The following is a 23,534-nucleotide window of genomic DNA, read 5'->3' as shown; positions in this document are numbered from 1 at the left end:
AACCCCCGCCGCAACGAGTTTCTCGTTGCGGCGGGTTTTTCTGCATGGGAAGGGTCATCCTTGACCGCTCGTTTTTCGTCTGTGTCCTTACTTCAGGTGGGTCTTGAGTTCCAGGGCTGCCTGGCGCATCGCCGCTTTCACTTCAGGAATGCCGTTCAGCGGGTTGAGCAGGCCGAAGTCGTGAATCATGCCGTTGTAGCGCACGCTGGTCACCGGCACACCCGCCGCGTCCAGGTGACGGGCATAGGCTTCGCCTTCGTCACGCAGCACGTCGAATTCGGCGGTCTGCACCAGCGCTGGCGGCAGGCCGCGAAGCTGTTCGGTGCTGGCCCGCAGAGGCGAGGCGTGAATCTGTGCGCGCTCGACGCTGTCGGTGGTGTAGTTGTCCCAGAACCACTTCATCATGCCCTTGGTCAGGAAGTGCCCCTCGGCGAACTGCTGGTACGACGGTGTCTCGAAGCTGGCGTCGGTCACCGGCCACAGCAGCAACTGGAAGCGCAGTTGCGGGGTCTTGCGTTCCTTGGCCATCAGCGCCACGACCGCCGCCATGTTGCCGCCGACGCTGTTGCCGGCCACCGCCAGGCGCTGGCTGTCGACGCCGATGTCCTTGCCGTGCTCGGCAACCCATGCGGTCGCGCCGTAGGCCTGGTTGATCGCGGTCGGGTAATGCGCTTCCGGCGACGGTGTGTAGTCGACGTAGACCGCCACCGCACCGGAGTCGACCACCAGGTCGCGGATCAGGCGCTGGTGAGTCGGGAAATCACCCAGTACCCAGCCGCCGCCGTGGAAGAACATGAAGGCTGGCAGCGGGCCCTTGACCTTGGCCGGACGGACGATTTTCAGGGTGACCGGTTGACCGTTGACCTGGATCGAACGCTCGCTGACTTCGATACCCGAGAGGTCGACCTTCACCGAGGCCTGCGCGCCGGTCAGGACCGCGCGGGCGTCGCGTGGGCTCAGTTGCTCCAGGGGACCGCCACCGCCGGCGGCGAGGGCATCAAGGAACGCCTGGGTGTTGTGCTCGACGCCGGTGCTGCCGGCGGCGAAGGCCTGGCCGACGCTCAGGGCGAGAAGGGTGGTGGTCAGGGTCTTTTGTACGATGTTCATGGTGAAATCCTTTTGATTTGATTGATCTGCGTCAAGTGCGTTTGGCGACCGACTCAGTGGCTGTCGCTGCAACGTGCGAACAGATTAATGGGATGCCAGAACACGAAAAAGCGGCTATAAAGCGTTTTACTGTCAACCAAGGGGTGACAATGAACCCGTTCGAAGATATGCGTATTTTCTGCCAGGTCATGGATTCCGGCAGCTTTACCGCCGCTGCCGACCAGTTGGGCCTGTCCAAGCAGTTCGTCAGCCGACGCCTGATGCAGCTCGAGGAGCGCCTGGGGGTGCGGCTGCTCAATCGCTCGACCCGGCGGCTGGATGTCACGCCCCTGGGGCAGAGCTACTACGAATCGGCCCTGCGCCTGTTGGGTGAAGTCGAAGAGGTGGAGCAGGGCATCGCCGGCCAGACCGCCGAGCCGCGTGGCACCGTTCGTCTGAGTGCTCCGCTGTCATTCGCCCTGGCGCATCTGGGCTGCCTGCTGCCACCATTTCTGCAGCGTTACGGCGAGGTCAGCGTCGAGGTCGATCTCAGCGACCGTCCGGTGGACCTGCTTGGCGAGGGCTACGACCTGGCACTGCGGATCGGCACGCTGGAGGACTCGACGCTGATCGCCCGTCGCATCGCCAGTATCGACCGGGTGTACTGCGCCAGCCCCGAATACCTCGCCGAACGTGGCACGCCGCTCAAGCCTGACGACCTGCATTTCCATGACTGCCTGCCCTACGGTCACGGCCGTCAGGTGCAATGGCGCTTCAGCGGGCCGGGCAAGCCGGTGGTGGTCAACGTCACCGGGCGGATGCGGGTCAACAATGGCGACCTGCTCAGGGACGCGGCCATGGCCGGGATGGGGATCACCTACCTGCCGACCTTCATCGTCGGTTCGGCGTTGGAAGAAGGCCGGCTGGTCCCGGTGCTCAATGACCTGCGCCCCGAGCCGCTGGTGCTGTCGGCGGTGTATCCGCAACACCGCCAGGCTTCGCGGCCGGTGCAGGCGTTCATCGAGTTCCTGCGCGAGCGCCTGGACCGTATCGAGGGCAGGCCCCAGTCACTCACGTAGGGCGCGTTCGAAAGGGCCGCCTGGAGTCCTCGAACCAATAGACTGTCGTGAAGTAGGCCCAGCCGATCAGGAATGAGGGCGCGATCGTCAACAGCACATTGGGTGTGCCCGCCTTGATGTGAATCGCTGCCGACAGGCTGCTGAACAGGCTCACCACGGCCAGTGGCACCAGCGCGCGTCGAACCCGCAAGGGCCAGCCGACGCACATTCGCGCCAGCCTGAACATCAGCGAGAGCGCGACCAGCGTCGAGCCATAGCTGATCAGCCCTTGAATGGACGCCGCCAGGCCCATCGCGGCCATGCCGTGATCGGCGTTGGAGAGCGCCGCCAGCGAGCCATGGAGCATGGCCGCCGGCAGCGCCGAGAGCAGGATGGATCGCTGGTTCGCTCCCATGGGCTATCGGATGATCTTTTCTTTGACGAACCACTCCGAGTCGGGTTGCAGTGCCACCACACAGAGAATCTGGTCCGAATAGGTGACGTACCGGATGAAGTGCGCGTTGGTCACCTCATCGCTGGACATGTCCATCTTCGGGAAGAAGTTGGGGGCGACCGAACTCTGGCCACCGGGGATGACCCCGGTGTTCACATCCAGTACCAGGTCCTTGGACAGTGTGCGGACGATCTCCAGCGCCAGGGCCGACATCTCGGGATCCTGCACCTCCAGGCGCAGGTCGGGGTAGAAACGGGCCGACGGGACCCGCGCCGACATGACCCGGAACATGTTGTAGACCACCGGGTTGTAGGTCTTGGCCACGATCAGGCGCGGCAGGCCGATGGACTGAATGACGTTTTTCAGGAAGAACTGATTGAGCTTCTTGAACAGGCTCGACCCGCGGTATTCATCGGCGATCATCGCCGTCCACAGGTAGAGGAACGACGATGAGCCGAACGGCAGGCTTTTCGCTCCGATGATTCCCACCACCCGCTCGCTTTCCGAGTCGATGGCCAGTGCCAGGTGCTCGTAGGTATCGAAGATACCGGGCTGGTTGCCAAAGTACTGCCTGACGTCGTACTCGGGCATGCCCCGTTGGAGGTCCTCGACGATCTTGACCTTGAAGCTTTCCGGGAAATCACGGCCGACAACCGAGTAATCCAGGTCCCAATCCGTACTGCTTGTCTGTCTGTTCATAGGCGACCTTGATTCAGAGTTTATTGTCTGGAATGAATTTGAGTGCATGGTTTTCGGAAGCCTGTGTCGACGGCTGGATCCTGATGTAGTCGCCGCGTGCCCAGAGCCTGTTCATGTCCACATAGCCGTTGAATCTGATGCCGGTGTTGGAGGAGGACAGGATGTAGCGGGAGTTGTCGAGGTTCGACAGGTCGGCCACCATCCTGAAGGTGGCGGCAATGTTGGTGTTGAACGGGTTGGCCGGATCGCTGTAGTTGTAGCGACCGACGTTTACCGTGAAATTGTCGCCACCCAGGTTGTTGCGATTGTCGAAGAACCAGGCCATGGGGCTCTTGTGCAGGGGCACATGCTCGCCAACGGCGGTATGCGCGCGTCCCCATTTCCAGTCGCTGACGTCAGCACCGTACTGGTCGCGGATCTGCTGCAGCGACAGGTTCAGAGAGCTCAGCAGCATCTGCTGGCAATGGTCATCCGCCCCACACCAGAAGCCCTGGTCGGCCTTGCCGCTCAACACGAGGTTGAGAAAGGCATCGTAATTGCGCTGGTTCCAGCCGGCGGCCAGCAGCGCCTTGCCAATCTTCGGCTCCAGCAACGCCTGGGTCAGATTCTTCACCCAATAGGCGGCAATCAATGGCGCAGCCGCGTCGGGATCGGAATCGAACCGCCAGTCCTTGAGCAGGCTCAACTGCGCAGGTTGCGATGGCAGGCCGTCGAGGGGCGCGAGCATTTTCGGCAGCAGGTCGGCCAGGGATGACGAGTAGCGATCGAGCTGGATATCGGTGGAGGTTTGCAGGGTATGCGGTGCGCGCGCCTTCAACAGCGTCATGATGCGGTCATAGCGATAGGGCAGGACCCAGTCATGGCCGAAGTTGAAGGCGTAGTTGTCTGGGACGATGCGGTTGTTGGCGGTGGCGATGTAACCGCTGGCCGGGTTGAACTGCCTCGGCTTGGCGGCTTCGGGTACATAGCCTGTCCAGTCGTACTTGGCCTCCCAGCCCGGCGCGGGGCCCTGGCCGAGGAGGTCGTCGTCCTGCGCCTTGACCGGCACCCGCCCGGCGGAGACATAACCGATGTTGCCGGCCGTGTCCCCATAGACCATGTTCTGCGGCGGCAGGCCGAACTCGGCCGAGGCCTGCAGGAACTGTGGCCAGTCTTGCGCGTGGTTGATATCCAGGATGCTGTCGAAGGTTTTGTCGTTGGGATCCAGTCCGGTCCAGGCCAGGGCGATGACCACGGATTTCCTGTCGCCGATGGCCTGCTGCGCGGGCTGGTAGATATCGCTGATGACCGGACCATGCCGGGTGTGGCGCACCGGCAGGGTAATCGGTGCCGCCCCCTTGACGTTGATCTGCTCCTGCACCACGCGGAATGGCTGGTAGGTCGAGTCGGAGGACAGGTAGAGATTGCTGTCCGACGGATTCAGCTTCTCCAGGTACGCATCCTGGACGGACGAGCCGGTGTTGGTATAGCCCCAGGCGATCTTCCTGTTGTGTCCGATCACGAACAGGGGCGCCCCGGCATACGTGGCTCCCACCAGCGCCGAGTCGGGCGTCTCCAGGGCCGCCAGGTAGAACAGCGCCGGGTTGGTCAGGCGCAGGTGCGGATCGTTGGCCAGGATCGGCTTGCCCGATACGGTATGGTCGCCGGCAATCACCCAGTTGTTCGAGCCGACGCCCTCGACGTTCGAGGGTGGCAGCTTGTCCAGCAGGGCCAGGCCCGTGCCGGCCGCGTCCAGGTTCTTGTACAGTGCGGCATAGTCCCGCGTCTTGACCGGCGTACTGTCCGGGTAGGGGGCGAACACCTCGTTGATCTGCGCGACGCTGAGGTTTTTCGACAGCGACAGGCGTTGCAACTGCATGCCGAGGTTGGAGCTCAGGGTCCACGAAAACAGCAGGTGCAGTGCCACGGAGTCCGAAGGCTCCCAGTGCCGGGGCGCCGGCGAGCGGGTCAGGGAAAACTCGACCGGCAGACGATCGCCAAACTTGTCGATGAAGAAATTCACCCCGTCGCTGTAGCTGCGCAGGATGTCCTGGGTCTGCGGCTTGAGTTGCTGAACGATCAACTCGGCGTTTTTCCTGAAGCCCAGCGTCCGGGCAAATTTATCCATCTCCACCGTCGAGGTGCCGAAGGTCTCCGACAGGGTGCCGCTGGCGTAGTTGCGGCTGAACTGCATCTGCCACAACCGATCACGGGCATGGCTGTAGCCCAGCAGGAAATACGCATCGCGCTCGTTGGCGGCCTTGATGTGCGCAACGGCGTTGGCGTCCCAGGCGATACTGCCTTTATCGGAGATACCCTTGGGTACCGCCATGACGCCGGTCTCGAACACATTGGACAGCGTGATGTTGTGCAACACATACATCACGCCGGCGATGGCGACGGCGAACGTGCCGAATACACCATAGAGTATGATTTTTACCGATGTTTTCATGACATCCCACTTCCCGGACCAGTGAAATCACGCCACCCGACGATTCTTCTCTGCGTACTTGCTCACGAAAAACACCAGCGATACCCGTTCACCCTCGGTGACGGCTTCGACCTGGTGGGGGAAGGAGCAATCGGTGATCACCAGGGACCGCAACTCGGGGCGGATCAGATTCACCTGTTCGTCCTGTTTGTTGAAAATCAGGAACTCGCCACCGGCGAAGTGTGTGCCCAGTTGCAGGACGATCGAATACAGGTAGTCGGGGTTGCTATCGATATCCAGGTGTTTGCCGATGAAGGAGCCGTCCTTCATCTTGTTGACCTGCATGCGCCGGATGTAGAACTCGTCGCCATCGAGCAGCCGGGAGACGAAACTCAGCAACTTGTCGTTGCACACCAGCGAAATCATCTGATCGGCGAGCGGCTGGTTGACGCGAGTCGGCCGTTCGACGTCGGTCATGAAACGGGCGACCGTCAGGTCGTTGAGCTCGTCGGCGTCACCGATATACACCTGCTCCCATGGCAGCGACGGGTGGGCCAGGATGGCATTGATTGCCTCCCAGTCATGCTGGCTGTACAGAAAGTCTGTGGATTTGGAGTAAAAAGAGCCGTTGTTTGCCAATTCTTTCTTTGCGACTTCGACAGTGTTCATTTCACGTTCCTTCGTTATGAGTGGTTATTGAACTTCGGCTTCCACCGCTGACGCCTTGCGCGCGGTCTTTGTCTCCAGGTGCTGCTTGTTGGCTTCGTACCAGGCGCTGATCCCGAAGGGATCGCTTTCATCCCGGCAAAGATGGTCGCGCAGGATCAGGAAACTCTCGGTCATGCTCCAGGTCTCGGTCATCGGGCCGAATCGCGATGCCAGCGATTCGTTGGCCGCTCTTTCCGGGGCGATGCTCCAGAAGTTCACCCCGGGGTTGCGATGGTGAAAGTCATGGCTCGGCAGGTCCTGCATGAAGGAGAAGACCCGCAGGGGAATATCGATGAAGACGACGGCCAGGCCCCACTTCACCACCCGCCAGGTGAAGGCCCAGCCGGTGTGGTTGACGGGGTAGGGGCGTCCGAAGAAGCGACCCCAGCTCAGCGATCCGTAGAAGATGTACTTGGGCAACCCCCGGGTGTTTTGCGCAAACCACAGGTGTTCGGTGACGTGCTGGATCCAGGACGAGAACTGCGTCACCAGGAAGATCGGCATCAGATAGAACACGGCAAAGGGCAGCATGTAGCCGGACAGGTAGACACCGGTCAGCAGCAACGCCCAGTAGACCGCGCGGCTGATCTTTTCATGTCGGTCGGTCTTGACGAAGTTGACCTCGAGCCTGAACTTGATGTGCTCATAGATGCGCATCGGATGAAACGGTGCCAGGACCAGCTTGGTCCAATACTCGGTTTCGCTCATGCCTTTGTAGAAACCATGGGCGGCCATGAACTGCAGGTCGACATCCTTGTCCGTGCAAAAGGTATTGACGCTGTGGTGTTCACTGACATGAAGTTTCATGTAGTTGTTCCACGGGGTATGCACGATGGGCATCGACAGCACCCACTTGCAGACAAACTTGGCCAGCCGCCTGTTGGCGATACCGGCACCATGGATGGTGTAGTGGAAGGTATGCAGAAGTCCCCGCTGACGGTTGACCACCATGCAGATCATGGGAATCGACAGCAGCAGTTTGGTCGCCCAGTGAAGATCCGCTTGCAACAGTTCGTTGCCGAGCAGAACCGCGGCGATGAACACTGCGTACCCCCAGCTGATCTGCAGAAACAGTTGCCAGGGTTTCAACAGCGTTTCCTTGGGGCCTTTCGGTGGATTCTTGTTGCCGGACTTGCCCGTCACCCAGGTCCAGAAGGCCTGGAGTGGCAAGTGCCCGTAGGTCGCGCGGACATCGATACCATGCCCGTATTTCGTGTAGCGTGTACTGAAGAGTTCCTGTTTCATATTGGCAGTATCCCTACATCGCCTATAGATAATCCGTTTTCACATACAAGACAGCGACCGGGCCGAAGAAGGAATAGAAGGGTTCCATCTTGTAATGGTCGACAGCCAGGACCACGAAGTCCTGATAGGCCTCCAGGAATATTCCGCCCATCAGGGCATATTCAGCGGCTTGCGAGAGGAAGTTGTTCCAGATGATTTCGTCACTCTGGCCGACGAACCACTTCGAATACAGGGGGCGCCTGGATTCGAAGATCTCCTCCATCTGCCCGTGATCCAGGCCGGTCTGGCCATAGTCCCCCGAGCGCAGCCGCTGCAGAATGGCCTGATGGCGCTCATGCCAACCCTGTTCATCACCGCAAAGTTCAAAAAACGAACCGGTGACTGCCGGTGCGGTTAGTTGATTGCCGATGGTCGATAATTGCTGATAGACCTTGTCGAGAAATTCATCGCGGGCGCTGGCCGAATTCGCGTTCCGGTTGAACGAGATGTACTCGAACTCGCCGCCGAACAGCTTGTGCTCCAGGGGCACACCCACCGCGCCCGCGAACTCGGCCAGGGCGCCGTCCACCTTGAGCAGCTTGTCTCCCGCCAATCCGGGCTTGGCCCCCACATGGGTAAAGGTATACCGGGGCTTGCCTTCGGCATCCGTGACATAGGAATAGTCCGGGCAGATCGCGCTGACGATGGTCAACCGCCGGCCCAGTGACTTGCTGCGGTTGATCTGGGCCACGATGCCTTCCATCGCGGTCTGCGTCGGCGGCATCAAACCGCCGTCGGTCAGCAACTGCGTCAGGGCCGAGCCGTACCGTTCGATGTGCTCGACATTCGTGTACTTGAGTTCCACGAAAGACTTGGCGGCATGTTCGTCAGACAGCAGCAACGCTGCTATCGAAGGTATGCGCCCCTTGGTCTTGAACACATGGATATTGGTCAGCACCCGTGCCTTGGAATTCTTCGGCAGCTCGAAGTCGAACTCTGAATACTTGTCCTTGAGCATCATGTAGAACAGGTAGTTGCTCACCGGCAGTGTCTTGTTGCCGAAGGACTTGCGCAGCTCGGTGTACTGGTTGCGCAGGGCCTCGATCCTTCTCGGAAGGAACTCCGGCTCCTTGGGCACATTCAATGCGTCATGGGGAATTCCGGAATTGATGCACTTCAACAGGTCGCGACTCAGGCGTGAATCAATATTCAAGAACATATCAATTACCCGCGTTTGACCAGTGGCTCTTGGTTGGCACTTTCAGGTGTTTTCATGACTGCCGGCGCTTCATGAACATCCTTGAACAGCAGCATGTCGAGGAAACGGTTTTCCTTGTTGTCGGAAAAACCCTGGGGAGCGAAGTTTTCCTTGGGGTTCTCGAAGGTGCCGAACAGCATGTCCCAGATCGGAAAGTCGCTGTAGTTGCACTCGTGGCGATCACGCTGGTGATGGACCCTGTGCATTTCCGGGCGCTGGAAGAAGTAGCCGAGCCAGTGCGGGGTGCGGATGTTGGCGTGATAGAACATCTCGCCCAGTGCCGCGAACATCACGTAGAAGGCACCGGCCTCGACACTGATGCCCAGCAGCACGTAGGCCACGGCGCTGCCCAGCATCGAGTTGAAGACCATTTCCGTGGGGTGCTTGTAGAACGAGGTGAAGACCTCGATTCGCTGCGGGGCATGGTGAATCTGGTGGAACAGGCGCCACAGGGTGTTGTTGGCGTGACGCCAGCGGTGCCACCAGTAGGTCACGAAGGTATTGATGAAGTACGCGACGAAACCTGCCGCGAGCGGGCTGAGGTTTTCGGAAATATGGAACAGGCTGTGGCCCTGCATCCATTTGTTCCATGAGACCCCGGCCAGCAGTGCCACCGCGATCTGAATGATGTTGAGCGTCATGGACCTGAAGAACCAGGTACTGACCTTGGGCAACTTCCATCCTGGAATGATGTGTTCGAGAACCAGTACTGCCAGGGCCACGCCTATCAGATAGAGAATCATGGTTAGTCCTTTAATCTAGGTTTTATATAGTCATCCAGCGTCCCGCTTAATAAGCAGACAAGGCTTTTATCGTTTTCTCGTTAATCTCGATCCAGAACGCAACTACGGGTTTTCCATCAATCAACTGGGCGCTGGACACACGGTGCACATCCGCTCCCATTCTTCTGAGCAAGCGTTCGTTGCCGACAGCGGAAAAGGCGATGAGGCGCCTGACGCCATGGTCTTGTGCGACCCTAACGACCTGCTTGACCAATCGGCATGTATCCAACCAATGGTCGGCTGTCGAGGCGTCGCCGCCTGATGAATTGACGGCAAAGCGGGAAAGTTCCCAGATGTCGTTTGACTTGGGTAGCGGTATGTCGCCCATCAAACCTGGGAAAATCTGCTCAAGAAGATAGTTTCTGCTCGTCGACAGCATGCGGGCGCAGCCGCACACATTGCCGTGGTTGTCTCGAGCGATAACATAGTAGGTGTCTTCGCCATCGAACTCGTCGGACTCCAGGCCTTCCTCGCATTTTAGAGGCCAACCCATTTTCTCGACGAAGATTCTGTAGCGAAATAACCCGAGCCCGGCGATGAGCTCGGAAGGGAGTTGTCGCGCTGTTCCATTTATTATATTCAGCATTCCGCACCAGCTTCCAATCCAGTTCCGCGAATTAGAAGTCATGGCTGCGCAAAAGAATAGCTGCCCAAAAGGGCAGCTTCTAAAGTGCCATCTTCGCTGCCTCTTTAAGGTGCTGTCATATTTTCTGCAGGCCAATACAGTGCATCATTGGATGTTGCGCCGGCATGATCAGGATCAACTGTCGAACTCGATTATTAAGCTGGCCGGCAGCCGGCACTGCAGCCCTTGTCTGGATATCCAGATAAAGAGCAGTTGTTGTGTCATATCGCTTCCTAGATCATAACCACGGGGTGAACGTAACATCATGTTGCAACTGATTCCACCCGGTGCTATAAGGACTTTTCCAGAAAAAGCTTCCTTGAACCAATTCCAACTAATGCTCAGTTTTGGTGCGGAGTCCTGGCACTCCCACTCACTGTATCCAGCATAGGCAACAGGCAGTCCGAATTCTTTTAATTCGGCAGTCAGGCTAGTGTCGATCCAGGCCAGACAAGGCTGGAATGACAAGCCAATCAACTCCGGATAAGACAGGCGTACCAGCTGGTCTGGGGCTAGCGATTGCATCTGAATTACTCTGCTTGATTGTTGGTTTTGTTTTTTCAAATAGATTCCCCGCCCGTCCTGGCATCCAAACTTCAGAATATTGGAGTCGGGACTATCCCTTGCACCCTCACTAATGGTGAATACCTATGTCCGATTGGCGTGAACACTATCTTTCGCTGTTTGCCGAGGCGAAAACAAAAGAAGAATTCCTGGCATTGCTTGAGTTGGTCATTCGCTCTTTCGAGTTTGACCAGTACTCGTTGGGGATTCGTTTTCCATTACCTATTTCCAGTCCGAAATTTCACTTGTCATCCAATTACTCTCCAGCGTGGGAGAGTACTTATATAGATAACAATTACTTCGGTATCGATCCGACGGTGAAACATGGCCTGACCGAGCATCGACCACTTTGCTGGTCCGCTGAAGCATTTACCGAACATCGTCATTTCTGGGAGGATGCCAGGCATTATCGGCTGGTCCATGGCTGGTGCACGCCATCGCGGGCGAAGCACGACACCATCGGCATGCTCTCTCTGGTCAGGTCAGCCAGCCCGATCAGTCCATTGGAGTTCAACGAGAAGGAAGCCAAGCTGGTCTGGATCGCCCATATTGCACATTCCACCATGCTCGACTTCATTGCACCCAGCTATATCCCCGAAATTGGTGCGTCCCTCACGGCCAGGGAAGTGGAAACCCTGAAGTGGTCGGCAACGGGCAAGACCTATTCGGAAACCGGGCAGATCTTGTCCATTGACGAAAGAACGGTGAAGTTCCACCTGGTCAATGCCATGCGCAAGCTGCACTCCAGCAACAAGGTGGAAGCGGCGATGAAAGCCTATGCCCTGGGCATGCTTCATTGATCAAGCGCCGTAACTGAATCTCTGGCGGGGAATCCAGATCGATTGCTTGGGAAGTACACCCGCGTATTTCCCAAGCGCAGTCCAGGCTGCAGTCCCTTAGAGGCTGATTTCGCCAACCATGTACAACACCGATTCGCCGGTTATCAGCACACGGTCGCCAGCCATCTCGCAGCGCAACTGGCCTTTGCGCAGTCCGCCTTGTTGTGCCGTCAGTACCGGTTTATCCAATACACCTGCCCAGTACGGCATCAGCGAAGTGTGAGCCGATCCCGTGACCGGATCTTCGTTGACCCCGACATTCGGGCCGAACCAGCGCGAGACGAAATCGAACTCGCTACCTTGGGCTGTCACGGCGACACCCCGCAATGGCAGGCCCTTCAGACGGGCGAAGTCGGGTTTCAGCTTTGCCACGATCTTTTCGTCAGGCACCACGACAATGAAGTCGTCCGTGGCGTAGACGTCCGCCGAATCCAGGCCCAGTGCGGGCAGCAGATCCGCTGGGGGGGGGCAGGGCTTGGCGGTTTTCGCCGGGAAATCCATGGTCAGCCCGCTACCGGAGCGACGAACCCGCAGTTCTCCGCTACGGGTCGAAAACCGCAGGACTTGCGCATCGACGCCCAGCTTGTTGAGGATGACCCAGGCAGCCGCCAATGTCGCATGCCCGCACAACTCAACTTCGACCAGCGGGGTAAACCAGCGCAGTTCATAAAGATCGCCTTGCCTGACGAAGTAGGCGGTTTCGGAAAGATTGTTTTCCGCGGCAATGGCCTGTAGTTGTTCATCGGCCAGCCAGTGATCCAGCGGACAAACAGCCGCAGGGTTGCCGGCAAAGGCCTGGGAAGCAAAGGCATCAACTTGAAAGATAGCGAGCTGCATTGATCGAACTCCTGTCATGGGTTGTTGCTTATGGGAAAGTAAGTGCCGCTGGCTACTAGTTGGTTGTGCGCATGCTCAGGCTATGTACGAAATTGCATGAAACTTGGTTGTGTGGCGTTGAAAACGGCTCGGGATGCTCATTGACAGCCAGTCAAGGCGGGCGCGACCGCGGACGTTCCTCGCCGCTCTTTGCATTGCCTATCCTGTATTTCAAACAATTTCGTACACAGCCTGATGAGTGTCGGCGGTTACATTGCGTTGGATTTAAAACCAAGCATCCAGCCTTGTATACCTGTCCTTTCGGGCAGGGCTGGTCCACCGAGCAGTGGAGTTCGGAGATGAATAAGATGGCAGGTCTGAGCTTTCTTTGAGTTGGTGTTTGAATTTGAGTGGGAGGACTACGTGAGAATCCTGCGCAGAGCCAACAAAATAGACTTTCGACGAGTTCCAGGCAACACTTTTAAACAAATCTTGAGTTGAATGATCGCTCTCGTTTAATGTTTCGCCCTGGCGCAGGCAATATCGACACCAATGGAACGCGTGTTCCCCGATCATAAGGAGATGAGATGCTGAAAATCCTGGGTAAGGCTTCATCGATCAATGTGCGCAAGGTGCTCTGGACCTGTGCCGAGTTGCAGATCCCTTTCGAACGGCAGGACTGGGGCGCGGGCTTCAGGGAAACCGACACCGCCGAATTCACCGCGCTCAACCCCAATGCGATGGTGCCGGTGATCGATGACGACGGTTTCGTGTTGTGGGAATCGAACACCATCATCCGGTACCTGGCGAACCGGGCCAACGCCTTGCACCTGTATCCGGCAGAGGCCAGGGCCCGTGCCCGGGTCGATCAGTGGATGGACTGGCAGGCCACCGACTTCAACAAGTCCTGGGGCTATGCCTTCATGGCGCTGGTCCGCAAAAGTGCCGCCCATCAGGACCCGCAAGCGCTGGCGGAAGGTTGCCGGCAGTGGTCCAGGCACCTGGCGATCCTGGATCGGCAGCTCGATACGACGGGCGCGTATGTCAGCGGCCACGAGTTCACCCTGGCGGATATCCCGATCGGGTTGTCGGTGAACCGCTGGTTCGAAACCCCTCTGGAGCACCCGGACTTCCCCGCGGTCAGTGCCTATTACGAACGCCTGAGCCAACGTGCCGGTTTCCGCCTGCATGGCCGCAACGGCACGCCCTGAGCCTCATGTCTTCAAAAATTGACTGAGGCACTCAAGCGCGCCGTCAGCGGTGCGCCCTGGAACAGGTAGTCGTCGCCCATGTACTCGCCGACATCGCGTCAGTAGCGCTTGTCGAACAGGTTGTTCACGGTCAGCCGGAACACCGTGTCGTAACCGTCGATACGGGTGCTGTAGCGGCTGCCGACGTTGAAGATCGCGTAGGCGCCGGTTTCGACCCCGCCGAGCAGCGCCAGGCCATCGAGCCAGGGCAGGGCGTAGTCGCCGGACAGGCTGTCGCGCAGCGGAGCACTGTCGAAACCGGCGACCGAGGCGCTGTCGGCACGATCCGGACGACAAAAGCGCGCCATCCTACAGAACGATGGAGACCGAGGCGTCTTTATGGCGATGGGCTCTGGGCACGCTGTCGGTGCTATCCAGGATGGGCCGTACGGTTTTCGGGAAGTCCGGATGAAACATGAATAAAACTGGTGATCATCAAGATTAAAATGAGTTTGTCTCAATAGGTATCGAATACCGACAATGGCTCCCATCAACACACAGGAGTTTTTGTCATGGCTTTGGCCCATTCCCTTGGATTTCCGCGCATTGGCCGCGATCGCGAACTGAAGAAGGCACAGGAAGCCTTCTGGAAGGGTGAACTCAATGAGGCCGGCCTGCGCGCCGTCGGTGCCGAGCTGCGCAAGGTCCATTGGGACCTGCAGAAGAACGCCGGTATCGAACTGCTGCCAGTCGGCGATTTCGCCTGGTACGACCAGGTGCTGACCCACTCGCTGATGTTCGGCGTGATCCCCGAGCGTTTCCGCCCCCACGATGGCAAGGCTACCCTGCAGACCCTGTTCGGCATGGCGCGTGGTGTCAGCGACAACTGCTGTGGCGGTGCCCACGCCCAGGAAATGACCAAGTGGTTCGACACCAACTACCACTACCTGGTCCCGGAGTTCAGCGTCGACCAGCCGTTCCAGCTGGGTTGGGAGCAATTGTTCGAAGAGGTGGCCGAAGCCCGTGCCCTGGGCCATCCGGTCAAGCCGGTGGTGATTGGCCCGCTGACCTATCTGTGGCTGGGCAAGGCCAAGGGGGAAGAGTTCGACAGGCTCGACCTGCTGGATCGCCTGCTGCCGCTGTACGGCCAGATCTTCCAGCGCCTGGCCGAGCAGGGTGTGGAGTGGGTGCAGATCGACGAGCCGATCCTGGCCCTCGACCTGCCGCAAGAGTGGAAGAATGCCTTCGAGCGCGCCTACAACCTGATTCAGCGTGATCCGCTGAAGAAACTGGTGGCCACCTACTTCGGCGGCCTGGAAGAGAACCTCGGCCTGGCGGCCAATCTGCCGGTCGATGGCTTGCACATCGACCTGGTTCGGGCGCCCGACCAGTACCCGACCATTCTCGACCGCCTGCCGGCCTACAAGGTCCTGTCTCTGGGCGTGGTCAATGGCCGGAATGTCTGGCGTTGCGATCTGGAAAAGGTCCTGGCCGTGCTGCAGCATGCTCATGAGCGTTTAGGCGACCGCCTGTGGGTGGCGCCATCCTGCTCGCTGCTGCACAGCCCGGTCGATCTGGCGCGTGAAGACAAGCTCGATACCGAACTCAAGAGCTGGCTGGCCTTTGCCGTGCAGAAGTGTGAAGAGGTGGCGGTGCTGGCGCGTGCCGTGCGCGAACCGCGCGTGGCCGAGGTGCGGCAGGCCCTGGCTGAAAGCCGGGCCGTACAGGCCAGCCGCGCGGCATCGCCACGCATTCACAAGCCAGCGGTGCAGGCTCGCGTGGCGGCCATCACGGCCAGGGACAGCCAGCGCCAGTCGCCGTTTGCCAATCGGATCGAGAAACAGCGTGCCGGGCTCAAGCTGCCGTTGTTCCCGACCACCACCATCGGCTCCTTCCCGCAGACCGCCGCGATTCGCCTGGCCCGCCAGTCGTTCAGGCAGGGCAGGTTGACCGAGTCCGACTACATCGAGGCGATGCACAGCGAGATCCGCCATGCCGTGCAGATCCAGGAAAACCTTGGGCTGGACGTGCTGGTGCACGGTGAGGCCGAGCGCAACGACATGGTCGAGTACTTCGCCGAGCAACTGGATGGCTACGCATTCACCCGTTTCGGCTGGGTGCAGAGCTATGGTTCGCGCTGCGTGAAGCCGGCGGTGATCTTCGGTGACCTGAGCCGTCCGCAAGCCATGACCGTGGAGTGGATCAGGTACGCCCAGGGGCTCACCGACAAGGTGATGAAGGGCATGCTGACCGGGCCGGTGACGATGCTGATGTGGTCGTTCCCGCGTGAAGACGTGACCCGCGAGGTGCAGGCCCGCCAACTGGCCTTGGCGATCCGTGACGAGGTGGTGGACCTAGAGGCGGCCGGCATCCGCATCGTGCAGATCGACGAAGCCGCCTTCCGCGAAGGCCTGCCACTGCGCCAGGCCCAGTGGCAGCACTACCTCGACTGGGCCACCGAGGCCTTCCGCCTGTGCGCCTCGGGCGTGCGTGACGAAACCCAGATCCACACCCACATGTGCTACAGCGAGTTCAACGATGTGATCGAGTCCATCGCGGCGATGGATGCCGACGTCATCACCATCGAGACTTCGCGTTCGGACATGGAGTTGCTGGAGGCCTTCGAAGCGTTCGCCTACCCGAACGAAATCGGACCGGGGGTCTACGACATCCACTCGCCACGGGTGCCGGATGCCACCGAGATGGCCAACCTGTTGCGCAAGGCGGCCCGGCGGATTCCTGTCGAGCGCCTGTGGGTCAACCCGGACTGCGGCCTGAAAACCCGCGGCTGGCCGGAGACCGAAGCGGCGCTGGTGAACATGGTCAGCGCAGCCCGCCAACTGCGTGCCGAACTGGCCTGAGGGCCGCACAGCCGCGTACCCGTCAACGGCATCAACTGTACAAATGGGTCGCACAGAAGAGGGCTTGGGCATAGCATTCACACCCGGGGAGGCGAGCGCTCTTTCGGACTCGCCCCCGGTCAATGGATTGCCCGATGAATGTACTGACCCAGACAGAAGCCCAGCAGCGCGCCGATGATATACGCGTGTTCCAGCTGGAATTGGACCGGCTCGAACGCGAAGGCGTGCTGCGACTCCGCGCCGAACAGCAGCGTGCGCTGGCCCGTCATCACCAGACTCTGCTCGCCAGCTACCGCGATGCCTTCGATATCGACCTGACCACCGGGTCCCGGCAGCTGTCGATGGGCATGCGCATCGCCTCGTTTCTCGGTGCGCTGGCCCTGGCGGCGAGCGTGTTCTTTCTCTTCTATCGTTTCTGGGGCACGTTCTCGACCGTGGCCCAGGTCACCACGTTGCTGCTGGCGCCGCTGGTGACCTTCATCGCCACGATGTGGCTGCAGGGGCGCGACAGCACCGGCTATTTCACCAAGCTGGCGGCCCTGGTGGCGTTTGCCTGCTTCGTTCTCGATATCAGCATGCTGGGGCAGATCTTCAACATCACCCCGTCCGACAAGGCCTTCGTCGCCTGGGGCATGTTCGCCCTGTTGCTTGCCTACCGCTGCAACCTGCGCCTGCTGTTGTTGGCGGCGATTCTCTGCCTGGCCGGCTTTGTCGCCGCGCGGGTGGGGACCTGGTCGGGGATGTACTGGCTGGACCTGGGCGAAAGTCCGGAGAACTTCTTTCCGGCCGCCGTGTTGCTCGCTCTGGCCTCGCGCTTCATGCCGCACAAGCGCTTCCCCGGCTTCGCCATGACCTACCGGGTGTCCGCGCTCCTGGCCCTGCTGGTGCCGGTGCTAGTCCTGGCCAATTGGGGAGAGGGCAGCTATCTGGCGTTCGATCCCAAGCGGATTGAACAGGGCTATCAGGTGGCGGGTTTCCTGCTCAGCGCCGCTGCGATCTGGCTCGGCGTACGTTGGCATTGGTCGGAGGTGGTCAACACCGGCGTGACCTTCTTCGTGATCTTGCTGTTCACCAGATTCTATGACTGGTGGTGGGAGATCTTGCCCAAGTACCTGTTCTTCTTCCTGGTTGGCCTGGCGGCTGTACTGGTGCTGGTCGTGCTCAAGAAACTGAGGGCGCCGCAGGCCGGAGGTGTCCAATGATGGTCTGGAGCAACAGACACTCCCTGTTTTTCGGCGTGGCGCTGATTCTGGTGACTCATGCTGTCGTACTGTCGGGAGTGGCCCATAACCGTGGTGGAACACCCCAGGCGCAATTGAATCTGTCCCAGCGCGAGCTGCAGTTGCCCTACGGCCAGGATGCTGACAACAGCGGCCTGTCGCTGAACTTGCGCCTACGGGGTTTGCACCCCTACGAGAACGCCTATTCCGACCCGGGCGATGTAACCCTCTGGCTGGACAAGGACAAGCTGGCGAGCCTGGGTTTCGATGTCTCCAAACCCTACGAGACGCAGTACAGGAGCAGCCGCGACACCAAACGGTTTTCCCGGCCGGTATTCCTGGCTTTCGAGTTCAATGGCCCTGCCTATCGGCGAGCCCTCGAAAAGGCTCGGGCATACGAGGCGCGGGAAGCGCAGAAAGGTGTCTCGAAAAACACCCTGGAGGCAGCCAGCCGGTCGCTGGCCTTCGAATTGAATGGCAACAGTCGCCTGTTCCTGATCGATGCGGGTCGGGATGCCCAGGCCTTGCGGGCGAAGTACCCGGATACCCGTCAATACCTGATCATCCCCGGCAGGATCGAGCCTTTGGTGCTCGACAGCACCGAGAGCCGGCCACGGCTGCTGACGGGGCGGGTCACCGAGGTCGATGCGCAAAAGATCAACGTGCCTGCGGCTTTCAGCAAAAAGCTTGGGCCCATACGGCAACAGATCAAGGGACAACGCTACGAGGACCGGGAAAGTGACGCTTTCGGCTTCAATGCGACGGTGGCCTTCGGGCAACGGTTCGAGCCGTGGATCGTCGAACTGACAACAACGCAGTCGCCCCCTCATCCGTAGTGAAGGGGCCGGTTGTTTCGAGGATCGGGAGCACTGCCCCGGATTGACCCGCGACGCTCCCCGGGGGGCGGCCCATACGAGGCCCGGGGAGCATCATCGTCCGCCGTCAGGTCGGCGAGATGGTGCCCAGCAAGCCGATCGCGATGGTCAGTAGCAGGAAACCGCCAAGGAAAATTGCCATCTTGCCCATGATTTCAGGCCTCCTGAGCCAAGGAATTGCGGTGCAGCGAAAATCCAGTCATATCGAACTCTCCCCTCGAACGCGACCCGGGACGCCGGGCGGTGACTTATTGTCGGAGGAAATCTGATCCCGATACAGATTCAGGTGGTGAAGAAAAATACGGATCAGATGGTGTTTTTGGGGGGACGGCACCTGTGGCGAACGGGCTTGCCCGCGCTGGGGTGCCAAGCGCCCCCATAACCAGCCGCCTCGGCCTATCAGAAAGACCGAAGCGGCTGGTTTTGCGGCTGCGGTGCAGCCGAGCGCGGGCAAGCCCGCTCGCCACAGGGGGTGCCCGTGAGGCCGGCGCGGCTCAGTTGCGATCCAGCCAGACGGTCTGGGCATTGCAGAACTCGCGCACGCCGAAGTGCGACAGTTCGCGACCAAAGCCGCTCTTCTTCACGCCGCCGAAGGCCACGCGTGGGTCCGAGGCGCTGTAGCCGTTGATGAACACACCACCGGTTTCCAGCTGATCGGCCATCTGCTGTGCCAGGTCGACGTTGGCGGTGTAGACAGTCGAGGTCAGGCCGAACTCGCTGTCGTTGGCCAACTCCACGGCATGACGGGCGTCACGGGCGGTGATGATCGACGCCACCGGGCCGAACAGCTCCTGCTTGAACGAGGTCATCCGGTCGGTGACACCGCCCAGTACGGTAGGCTCGTAGAAGTTACCGTCGCCTTCGGCCTTCCTGCCGCCCAGCAGCAGGGTCGCGCCTTCGGCCAGGGTCGCCTGGACCTGCTGGTCCAGCTCGTCGCGCAGGTCGAAACGGGCCATCGGGCCGATATAGGTGTCGGCCGACAGCGGGTCGCCCACCGCCAGTTTTCGGGTGGCTTCGACGAACTTGCGGGTGAACTCCTCGACCACCCCTTGCTCGACGATCAGGCGCTTGGCTGCCGCGCAGACCTGCCCGGTGTTCTGGTAGCGACCGATCACGGCGGCCTGGACCGCCGCGTCGAGGTCGGCGTCATTGAGCACGATGAAAGGGTCGGAGCCGCCCAGTTCCAGTACGCATTTCTTCAGCGCCGCACCGGCCTGCGAGCCGATGGCGGTGCCGGCGCGCACGCTGCCGGTCAGGGTCACGGCGGCAATGCGCGGGTCGGCGATGGCTCTGGAGACACCGTCCGGGGTGACGTTGATCACCTCGAAGACGCCCTCCGGGAAACCGGCGCGTTTGAACGCATCGAGCAGCAGGTAGGCGCTGCCCATCACGTTCGGGGCGTGCTTGAGCACGTAGGTGTTGCCGGCCAGCAGGGTCGGCACCGTGCCGCGCAGCACCTGCCAGACCGGGAAGTTCCACGGCATCACCGCCAGGATCGGTCCCAGTGGGCGGTACTCGATACGGGCGCTGCCGTTGTTCACCTGGGTCGGCTCGGGCGCGAGCATGGCCGGACCCTGCTCGGCGTACCACTCGCAGAGCTGGGCGCATTTCTCGATTTCGCCACGGGCCTGGGTGATCGGCTTGCCCATTTCCAGGCTGATCATTTCGGCCATTCGGCTGGCGTTGTCACGCAGGGCCCCGGCCAGAGCGACCATCCGTTGCGCACGCTGGGCGACGCGGGTCCGGCGCCAGCCGGCGTAGCCCTTGGCGGCGCGAGCCAGCGCTGCGTCGAGTTGTTCGGCGGACTCATAGGCGTAGTGGCCGATCTGCTGGCCATTGAAGGGGTTGATCGAAATCGCGTGGGTCTGGTTCGACACAGTCATCAGGCACCGTCCTGCTGGGTGGGGTATGGCGCCAGATTACGGGGCTGTTGTTTTTATGGAAACTGAATAATATTGAGTAAATCATTCATGATTGGAGAATGGCGTGGATCTGGTTCAGCTGGAAATCTTCAAGACCGTTGCCGAGCAGGGCAGCATCAGCGCAGCGGCGCAACTCATTCATCGGGTGCCGTCGAACCTCACCACCCGTATCAAGCAGTTGGAGCAGGACCTCGGGGTGGAACTGTTCATCCGCGAAAAGAGTCGCCTGCGCCTTTCTCCGGCGGGTTGGAGCTTTCTTGACTATGCGCGGCGCATTCTCGACCTGGTGGCGCAAGCACGGCTGACGGTGTCCGGGGAAGAACCCCAGGGCCCGTTCGCTCTCGGCTCGCTGGAGAGCACGGCGGCGGTGCGCATCCCCGCGCTGCTGGCGGCCTACAACCAGCAATACGCCAAGGTCGAACTGGACCTGTCCACCGGTCCCTCCGGTACCATGATCGAAGGTGTGCTGTCCGGGCGGCTGGTGGCGGCATTCGTCGATGGGCCGATCCTGCACCCGACTCTGGAAGGGGTGCCGGTGTTCGATGAAGAGATGGTGATCATCGCGCCCCTGCAGCATGCGCCGATCACCCGGGGGGGCGATGTGAATGGCGAAAGCATCTACGCCTTTCGGGCCAACTGCTCGTACCGTCATCACTTCGAGAGCTGGTTCAGCCACGATGCGGCGGTACCCGGCAAGATCTTCGAGATGGAGTCGTACCACGGCATGCTGGCCTGCGTCAGCGCCGGCGCGGGTCTGGCGATGATGCCGCGCAGCATGCTCGAAAGCATGCCGGGCTGCAGCACCGTCAGTGTCTGGCCGATGTCGCCGGACTTCCGCTTTCTGAAGACCTGGCTGATCTGGCGGCGGGGCACCGTGTCACAGAACTTGTCGGTGTTCGTGCAACTGCTGGAGGAGCAGGGCTCGGCCAACCGTAGTCCGGCAGCGTGACGGCCGGCTCGCCACCCCCTTATGCTTGACGTTTGCCAAGTACCGACAGGAGCGCGCATGACCCTCAGTTTTGTGAAGATGCATGCCCATGGCGATGACTTCGTCATCATCGACCGCCGTGGCCAGGCAGACCCGATCACCAGCAAGGTGGCCCGGCGCCTGGGCGACCGCCACCGCGGCATCGGTTTCAACCAGTTGGCGGTGCTGCTCGACTGCGAGGATGCAGCGGCTCGCGTGGTGTTCTGGAACCCCGATGGTTCCTCTCTCGACACCTGCGGCAGTGCCACCCGGGGCGTGGCCGATACGCTGATGCGCGAGGCGGGCACCTCGTCGGTGCTGCTCAGGAGCAAGCGTGGGCTGCTGACCTGCGTACGCGAGGAGGGCGGAGCGATTTCGGTGGACATGGGCAAGCCTTCGCTGGCCTGGCAGGAGGTGCCGCTGGCCGAGGCCATGGACACCCTGGCCCTGCCAATCGCCGGCAGCCCGGTGGCCTGCAGCATGGGCAATCCCCATTGCACCTTCTTTGTCGAAGACATCGCCGCGGTCGATGTGGCCGAGTTGGGGCCGAGGATCGAAACCGATCCGCTGTTTCCGAACAGGACCAACGTGCACTTCGTTCAGGTCATCGACCGTGGCCGTATCCGCCTGCGTATCTGGGAACGGGGTGCCGGCATCGCGCAGGGCTCGGGCTCGTGTTGCTGCGGCGCGGTGGTCGGCGGTATTCGTCGTGGCCTGCTGGACGAAAGTGTCGAGGTGCAATGCGACGGTGGCACGGTGCGGGTGAGGTGGGATGGGCGTGGCGGGGTGATCCTCAGCGGGCAGGTCGAGATGGTTTTGCAGGGCACGATTGCCGGACATTTTCTGCGGGACTAGGCTTTGTCTGAAAAGTCTTGAGACGAAGGCCAGGCCAGGCGAAAACCGCCGAGGAACGGCCGGGGTCGCGCCCGACTTTACTGGAGTAAATGAGCATTCCGAGGCGGTTTTCAACGCAGCATCACCGAGTATCAAGATTTTTCAGACAGAGCCTAGTGGCCTGGGCGGCCAATTCGCTTACCCGACTCCGGGCCCATGGCTTCGCCAGGCTGCGTTGTCATTGCTCGCCGTAGCCCTGCCACGACTCCTCATGGCAAAGCCCTGGACCCGGGTCTGAGTATTCCATTCATCGTACAGGCCACTGGACAAGCGCCGGGAAAGGCGCTCCCATGGGCCGCTTTCATTCAGAGACAACCAGTCATGTCAGAAATCATCGATGAATCCTTCTATGACCGTGCGGACGAGCACATCAATCTGTCCAACGAGCAGCTCAAGCAGGTCGAGAACTTCGGCAAGGTCAACGCTTCGATGATGTTCGGCACCACCCGCTTCAATGCCTGGGTCAGTGCGCGCAACTTCAAGTCCGGCGAGGAGATGGCCCAGGCGCGGGAGGCGATGCTCAAGTATTTCTGCGAGCAGTATCGCTTGATGCTCGAGGACAACCTCGACGACCACATCAGGCACTTCGACCTGTACATGGGCACTCAGCAGAGCTGAGTGCGCGGGTTTTCCTGAGCAGGCCCTTGGGTCTTCCGTTCCACCGGAAATGATCAGCAATCACATGGCTGATCGTTAACGACTACGAGTCGCCTCCAGGGCCAACGCCAGCCGTTCCAGTCCGATACCGAAACCGGCACCTTCTCGGTAGGCACCGCCACCGACTACTTGCTGCTGCGCCCCCAGCACCGGGCAGCGCACCTCGAAGCCGTTGCCCCCCAGGTAGTAACTCAGGCCGCGTTTCACTGCGAGGTTGAGCTCATACTCAAGGTTCAGTGAATCAAGAAAGTCCGTGCAGAGGTTCTGACTGCGTCGCAATGCTTCTGCGGGGTTCGGACCAAGGATTTCCAGACCCAACTGAGTGAATTCACGATAGCGGCCTGCCTGCGGTCGTTCATACCGATAGCAGCGTGCGGCATAGTGTCAACGCCGACTTAAAACTGACCCACTTAACCCTTCATTTG

The 23,534-nt window shown here is 60.3% G+C and carries 21 protein-coding genes and 2 pseudogenes; 9 read left to right on the top strand and 14 right to left on the bottom strand.

What is annotated here, in order from left to right:
- Positions 1 to 87: 87 nt before the first annotated feature.
- Positions 88 to 1,107: an alpha/beta hydrolase gene (locus K675_RS0119340; protein ID WP_017905129.1), complete on the bottom strand. Its 1,020-nt coding sequence runs from the start codon at positions 1,105 to 1,107 to the stop codon at positions 88 to 90.
- Between the two features lie 149 nt (positions 1,108 to 1,256).
- Between K675_RS0119340 and K675_RS0119335 the strand changes: the two genes are divergently transcribed.
- Positions 1,257 to 2,165 (top strand): LysR family transcriptional regulator, encoded by a 909-nt coding sequence (locus K675_RS0119335; RefSeq protein ID WP_017905128.1) that lies wholly within the window; start codon positions 1,257 to 1,259, stop codon positions 2,163 to 2,165.
- Here K675_RS0119335 and K675_RS0119330 read toward each other — a convergent pair.
- From K675_RS0119330 to K675_RS32440, 9 genes are all read right to left on the bottom strand, one after another.
- Positions 2,158 to 2,559: a hypothetical protein gene (locus tag K675_RS0119330; protein WP_017905127.1), complete on the bottom strand. Its 402-nt coding sequence runs from the start codon at positions 2,557 to 2,559 to the stop codon at positions 2,158 to 2,160. The two genes, K675_RS0119335 and K675_RS0119330, sit on opposite strands and share 8 nt — an antisense overlap.
- Positions 2,560 to 2,562: 3 nt before the next feature.
- Positions 2,563 to 3,297, bottom strand: coding sequence for a hypothetical protein (locus tag K675_RS0119325; protein ID WP_017905126.1), 735 nt, complete (start codon positions 3,295 to 3,297; stop codon positions 2,563 to 2,565).
- A 13-nt stretch (positions 3,298 to 3,310) separates the two neighbouring features.
- Positions 3,311 to 5,728 (bottom strand): penicillin acylase family protein, encoded by a 2,418-nt coding sequence (locus K675_RS31045; RefSeq protein WP_017905125.1) that lies wholly within the window; start codon positions 5,726 to 5,728, stop codon positions 3,311 to 3,313.
- Between the two features lie 27 nt (positions 5,729 to 5,755).
- The gene (locus K675_RS0119315; protein ID WP_017905124.1) at positions 5,756 to 6,376 is read right to left on the bottom strand and encodes a 2OG-Fe(II) oxygenase; all 621 of its coding nucleotides are present in this window, start codon (positions 6,374 to 6,376) and stop codon (positions 5,756 to 5,758) included.
- Positions 6,377 to 6,400: 24 nt separating this feature from the next.
- Complete coding sequence (locus tag K675_RS0119310; RefSeq protein WP_017905123.1) at positions 6,401 to 7,660, bottom strand: hypothetical protein; 1,260 nt, start codon at positions 7,658 to 7,660, stop codon at positions 6,401 to 6,403.
- Between the two features lie 22 nt (positions 7,661 to 7,682).
- Positions 7,683 to 8,858, bottom strand: coding sequence for a hypothetical protein (locus K675_RS0119305; RefSeq protein ID WP_017905122.1), 1,176 nt, complete (start codon positions 8,856 to 8,858; stop codon positions 7,683 to 7,685).
- Positions 8,859 to 8,863: 5 nt separating this feature from the next.
- Positions 8,864 to 9,640, bottom strand: coding sequence for a sterol desaturase family protein (locus K675_RS0119300; RefSeq protein ID WP_017905121.1), 777 nt, complete (start codon positions 9,638 to 9,640; stop codon positions 8,864 to 8,866).
- 46 nt (positions 9,641 to 9,686) lie between these two features.
- Positions 9,687 to 10,265, bottom strand: coding sequence for an acyl-homoserine-lactone synthase (locus tag K675_RS0119295; RefSeq protein ID WP_017905120.1), 579 nt, complete (start codon positions 10,263 to 10,265; stop codon positions 9,687 to 9,689).
- A 174-nt stretch (positions 10,266 to 10,439) separates the two neighbouring features.
- On the bottom strand, positions 10,440 to 10,868 hold the full coding sequence (locus tag K675_RS32440) for a DUF4902 domain-containing protein (RefSeq protein ID WP_232434451.1): 429 nt from the start codon (positions 10,866 to 10,868) through the stop codon (positions 10,440 to 10,442).
- Positions 10,869 to 10,954: 86 nt separating this feature from the next.
- Between K675_RS32440 and K675_RS31040 the strand changes: the two genes are divergently transcribed.
- Positions 10,955 to 11,668, top strand: coding sequence for an autoinducer binding domain-containing protein (locus K675_RS31040; protein ID WP_037006859.1), 714 nt, complete (start codon positions 10,955 to 10,957; stop codon positions 11,666 to 11,668).
- A 96-nt stretch (positions 11,669 to 11,764) separates the two neighbouring features.
- Here the strand turns inward: K675_RS31040 and K675_RS0119285 are convergent, their stop codons facing one another.
- The gene (locus K675_RS0119285) at positions 11,765 to 12,544 is read right to left on the bottom strand and encodes a PhzF family phenazine biosynthesis protein (RefSeq protein ID WP_017905118.1); all 780 of its coding nucleotides are present in this window, start codon (positions 12,542 to 12,544) and stop codon (positions 11,765 to 11,767) included.
- A 566-nt stretch (positions 12,545 to 13,110) separates the two neighbouring features.
- Between K675_RS0119285 and K675_RS0119280 the strand changes: the two genes are divergently transcribed.
- Positions 13,111 to 13,734 carry a glutathione S-transferase family protein gene (locus tag K675_RS0119280; protein WP_017905117.1) on the top strand — a complete coding sequence of 208 codons (624 nt, stop codon included), beginning with the start codon at positions 13,111 to 13,113 and terminating at the stop codon, positions 13,732 to 13,734.
- Positions 13,735 to 13,745: 11 nt separating this feature from the next.
- On the opposite strand, the pseudogene K675_RS0119275 reads toward K675_RS0119280, so the two are convergent.
- Positions 13,746 to 14,015, bottom strand: a pseudogene (locus K675_RS0119275) (TonB-dependent siderophore receptor); the annotation flags it as partial.
- A gap of 270 nt (positions 14,016 to 14,285) precedes the next feature.
- Here K675_RS0119275 and metE point away from each other — a divergent pair.
- From metE to K675_RS0119260, 3 genes are all read left to right on the top strand, one after another.
- On the top strand, positions 14,286 to 16,574 hold the full coding sequence (metE, locus tag K675_RS0119270; RefSeq protein WP_017905115.1) for a 5-methyltetrahydropteroyltriglutamate--homocysteine S-methyltransferase: 2,289 nt from the start codon (positions 14,286 to 14,288) through the stop codon (positions 16,572 to 16,574).
- A gap of 134 nt (positions 16,575 to 16,708) precedes the next feature.
- Positions 16,709 to 17,776, top strand: a complete 1,068-nt coding sequence (locus tag K675_RS0119265; protein ID WP_017905114.1) for a DUF2157 domain-containing protein — start codon at positions 16,709 to 16,711, stop codon at positions 17,774 to 17,776.
- Positions 17,773 to 18,630 (top strand): DUF4824 family protein, encoded by an 858-nt coding sequence (locus tag K675_RS0119260; RefSeq protein WP_017905113.1) that lies wholly within the window; start codon positions 17,773 to 17,775, stop codon positions 18,628 to 18,630. Before K675_RS0119265 ends, K675_RS0119260 begins: the two co-directional genes overlap by 4 nt.
- A 533-nt stretch (positions 18,631 to 19,163) precedes the next feature.
- On the opposite strand, the gene K675_RS0119250 is transcribed toward K675_RS0119260, so the two are convergent.
- Positions 19,164 to 20,552 carry an aldehyde dehydrogenase family protein gene (locus tag K675_RS0119250; RefSeq protein ID WP_017905112.1) on the bottom strand — a complete coding sequence of 463 codons (1,389 nt, stop codon included), beginning with the start codon at positions 20,550 to 20,552 and terminating at the stop codon, positions 19,164 to 19,166.
- A gap of 103 nt (positions 20,553 to 20,655) precedes the next feature.
- Between K675_RS0119250 and ptrR the strand changes: the two genes are divergently transcribed.
- From ptrR to K675_RS0119235, 3 genes are all read left to right on the top strand, one after another.
- On the top strand, positions 20,656 to 21,540 hold the full coding sequence (gene ptrR, locus K675_RS0119245; RefSeq protein WP_026145352.1) for a putrescine utilization regulator PtrR: 885 nt from the start codon (positions 20,656 to 20,658) through the stop codon (positions 21,538 to 21,540).
- Positions 21,541 to 21,597: 57 nt separating this feature from the next.
- Positions 21,598 to 22,413: a diaminopimelate epimerase gene (gene dapF, locus K675_RS0119240; RefSeq protein WP_017905110.1), complete on the top strand. Its 816-nt coding sequence runs from the start codon at positions 21,598 to 21,600 to the stop codon at positions 22,411 to 22,413.
- 360 nt (positions 22,414 to 22,773) lie between these two features.
- Positions 22,774 to 23,070 carry a DUF3144 domain-containing protein gene (locus tag K675_RS0119235; RefSeq protein WP_017905109.1) on the top strand — a complete coding sequence of 99 codons (297 nt, stop codon included), beginning with the start codon at positions 22,774 to 22,776 and terminating at the stop codon, positions 23,068 to 23,070.
- A gap of 75 nt (positions 23,071 to 23,145) precedes the next feature.
- Here the strand turns inward: K675_RS0119235 and K675_RS31035 are convergent.
- A pseudogene (locus tag K675_RS31035) lies at positions 23,146 to 23,490 on the bottom strand (ATP phosphoribosyltransferase regulatory subunit); the annotation flags it as partial.
- Between the last annotated feature and the right edge of the window lie 44 nt (positions 23,491 to 23,534).

The sequence above is a fragment of the Pseudomonas fuscovaginae SE-1 genome (assembly GCF_000364705.1).
Lineage (GTDB): Bacteria > Pseudomonadota > Gammaproteobacteria > Pseudomonadales > Pseudomonadaceae > Aquipseudomonas > Aquipseudomonas fuscovaginae_A.
The sequence above is the reverse complement of the archived record's forward strand: the minus strand, read 5'-3'. Positions and strand labels throughout refer to the sequence as shown.

Excerpts from the sequence above, each read along its gene's own strand:
- K675_RS0119340 (WP_017905129.1), bottom strand. The coding sequence starts at position 1,107 with ATGAACATCGTACAAAAGACCCTGACCACCACCCTTCTCGCCCTGAGC.
- K675_RS0119335 (WP_017905128.1), top strand. The coding sequence starts at position 1,257 with ATGAACCCGTTCGAAGATATGCGTATTTTCTGCCAGGTCATGGATTCC.
- K675_RS0119330 (WP_017905127.1), bottom strand. The coding sequence starts at position 2,559 with ATGGGAGCGAACCAGCGATCCATCCTGCTCTCGGCGCTGCCGGCGGCC.
- K675_RS0119325 (WP_017905126.1), bottom strand. The coding sequence starts at position 3,297 with ATGAACAGACAGACAAGCAGTACGGATTGGGACCTGGATTACTCGGTT.
- K675_RS31045 (WP_017905125.1), bottom strand. The coding sequence starts at position 5,728 with ATGAAAACATCGGTAAAAATCATACTCTATGGTGTATTCGGCACGTTC.
- K675_RS0119315 (WP_017905124.1), bottom strand. The coding sequence starts at position 6,376 with ATGAACACTGTCGAAGTCGCAAAGAAAGAATTGGCAAACAACGGCTCT.
- K675_RS0119310 (WP_017905123.1), bottom strand. The coding sequence starts at position 7,660 with ATGAAACAGGAACTCTTCAGTACACGCTACACGAAATACGGGCATGGT.
- K675_RS0119305 (WP_017905122.1), bottom strand. The coding sequence starts at position 8,858 with ATGTTCTTGAATATTGATTCACGCCTGAGTCGCGACCTGTTGAAGTGC.
- K675_RS0119300 (WP_017905121.1), bottom strand. The coding sequence starts at position 9,640 with ATGATTCTCTATCTGATAGGCGTGGCCCTGGCAGTACTGGTTCTCGAA.
- K675_RS0119295 (WP_017905120.1), bottom strand. The coding sequence starts at position 10,265 with ATGCTGAATATAATAAATGGAACAGCGCGACAACTCCCTTCCGAGCTC.
- K675_RS31040 (WP_037006859.1), top strand. The coding sequence starts at position 10,955 with ATGTCCGATTGGCGTGAACACTATCTTTCGCTGTTTGCCGAGGCGAAA.
- K675_RS0119285 (WP_017905118.1), bottom strand. The coding sequence starts at position 12,544 with ATGCAGCTCGCTATCTTTCAAGTTGATGCCTTTGCTTCCCAGGCCTTT.
- K675_RS0119280 (WP_017905117.1), top strand. The coding sequence starts at position 13,111 with ATGCTGAAAATCCTGGGTAAGGCTTCATCGATCAATGTGCGCAAGGTG.
- metE (WP_017905115.1), top strand. The coding sequence starts at position 14,286 with ATGGCTTTGGCCCATTCCCTTGGATTTCCGCGCATTGGCCGCGATCGC.
- K675_RS0119265 (WP_017905114.1), top strand. The coding sequence starts at position 16,709 with ATGAATGTACTGACCCAGACAGAAGCCCAGCAGCGCGCCGATGATATA.
- K675_RS0119260 (WP_017905113.1), top strand. The coding sequence starts at position 17,773 with ATGATGGTCTGGAGCAACAGACACTCCCTGTTTTTCGGCGTGGCGCTG.
- K675_RS0119250 (WP_017905112.1), bottom strand. The coding sequence starts at position 20,552 with ATGACTGTGTCGAACCAGACCCACGCGATTTCGATCAACCCCTTCAAT.
- dapF (WP_017905110.1), top strand. The coding sequence starts at position 21,598 with ATGACCCTCAGTTTTGTGAAGATGCATGCCCATGGCGATGACTTCGTC.
- K675_RS0119235 (WP_017905109.1), top strand. The coding sequence starts at position 22,774 with ATGTCAGAAATCATCGATGAATCCTTCTATGACCGTGCGGACGAGCAC.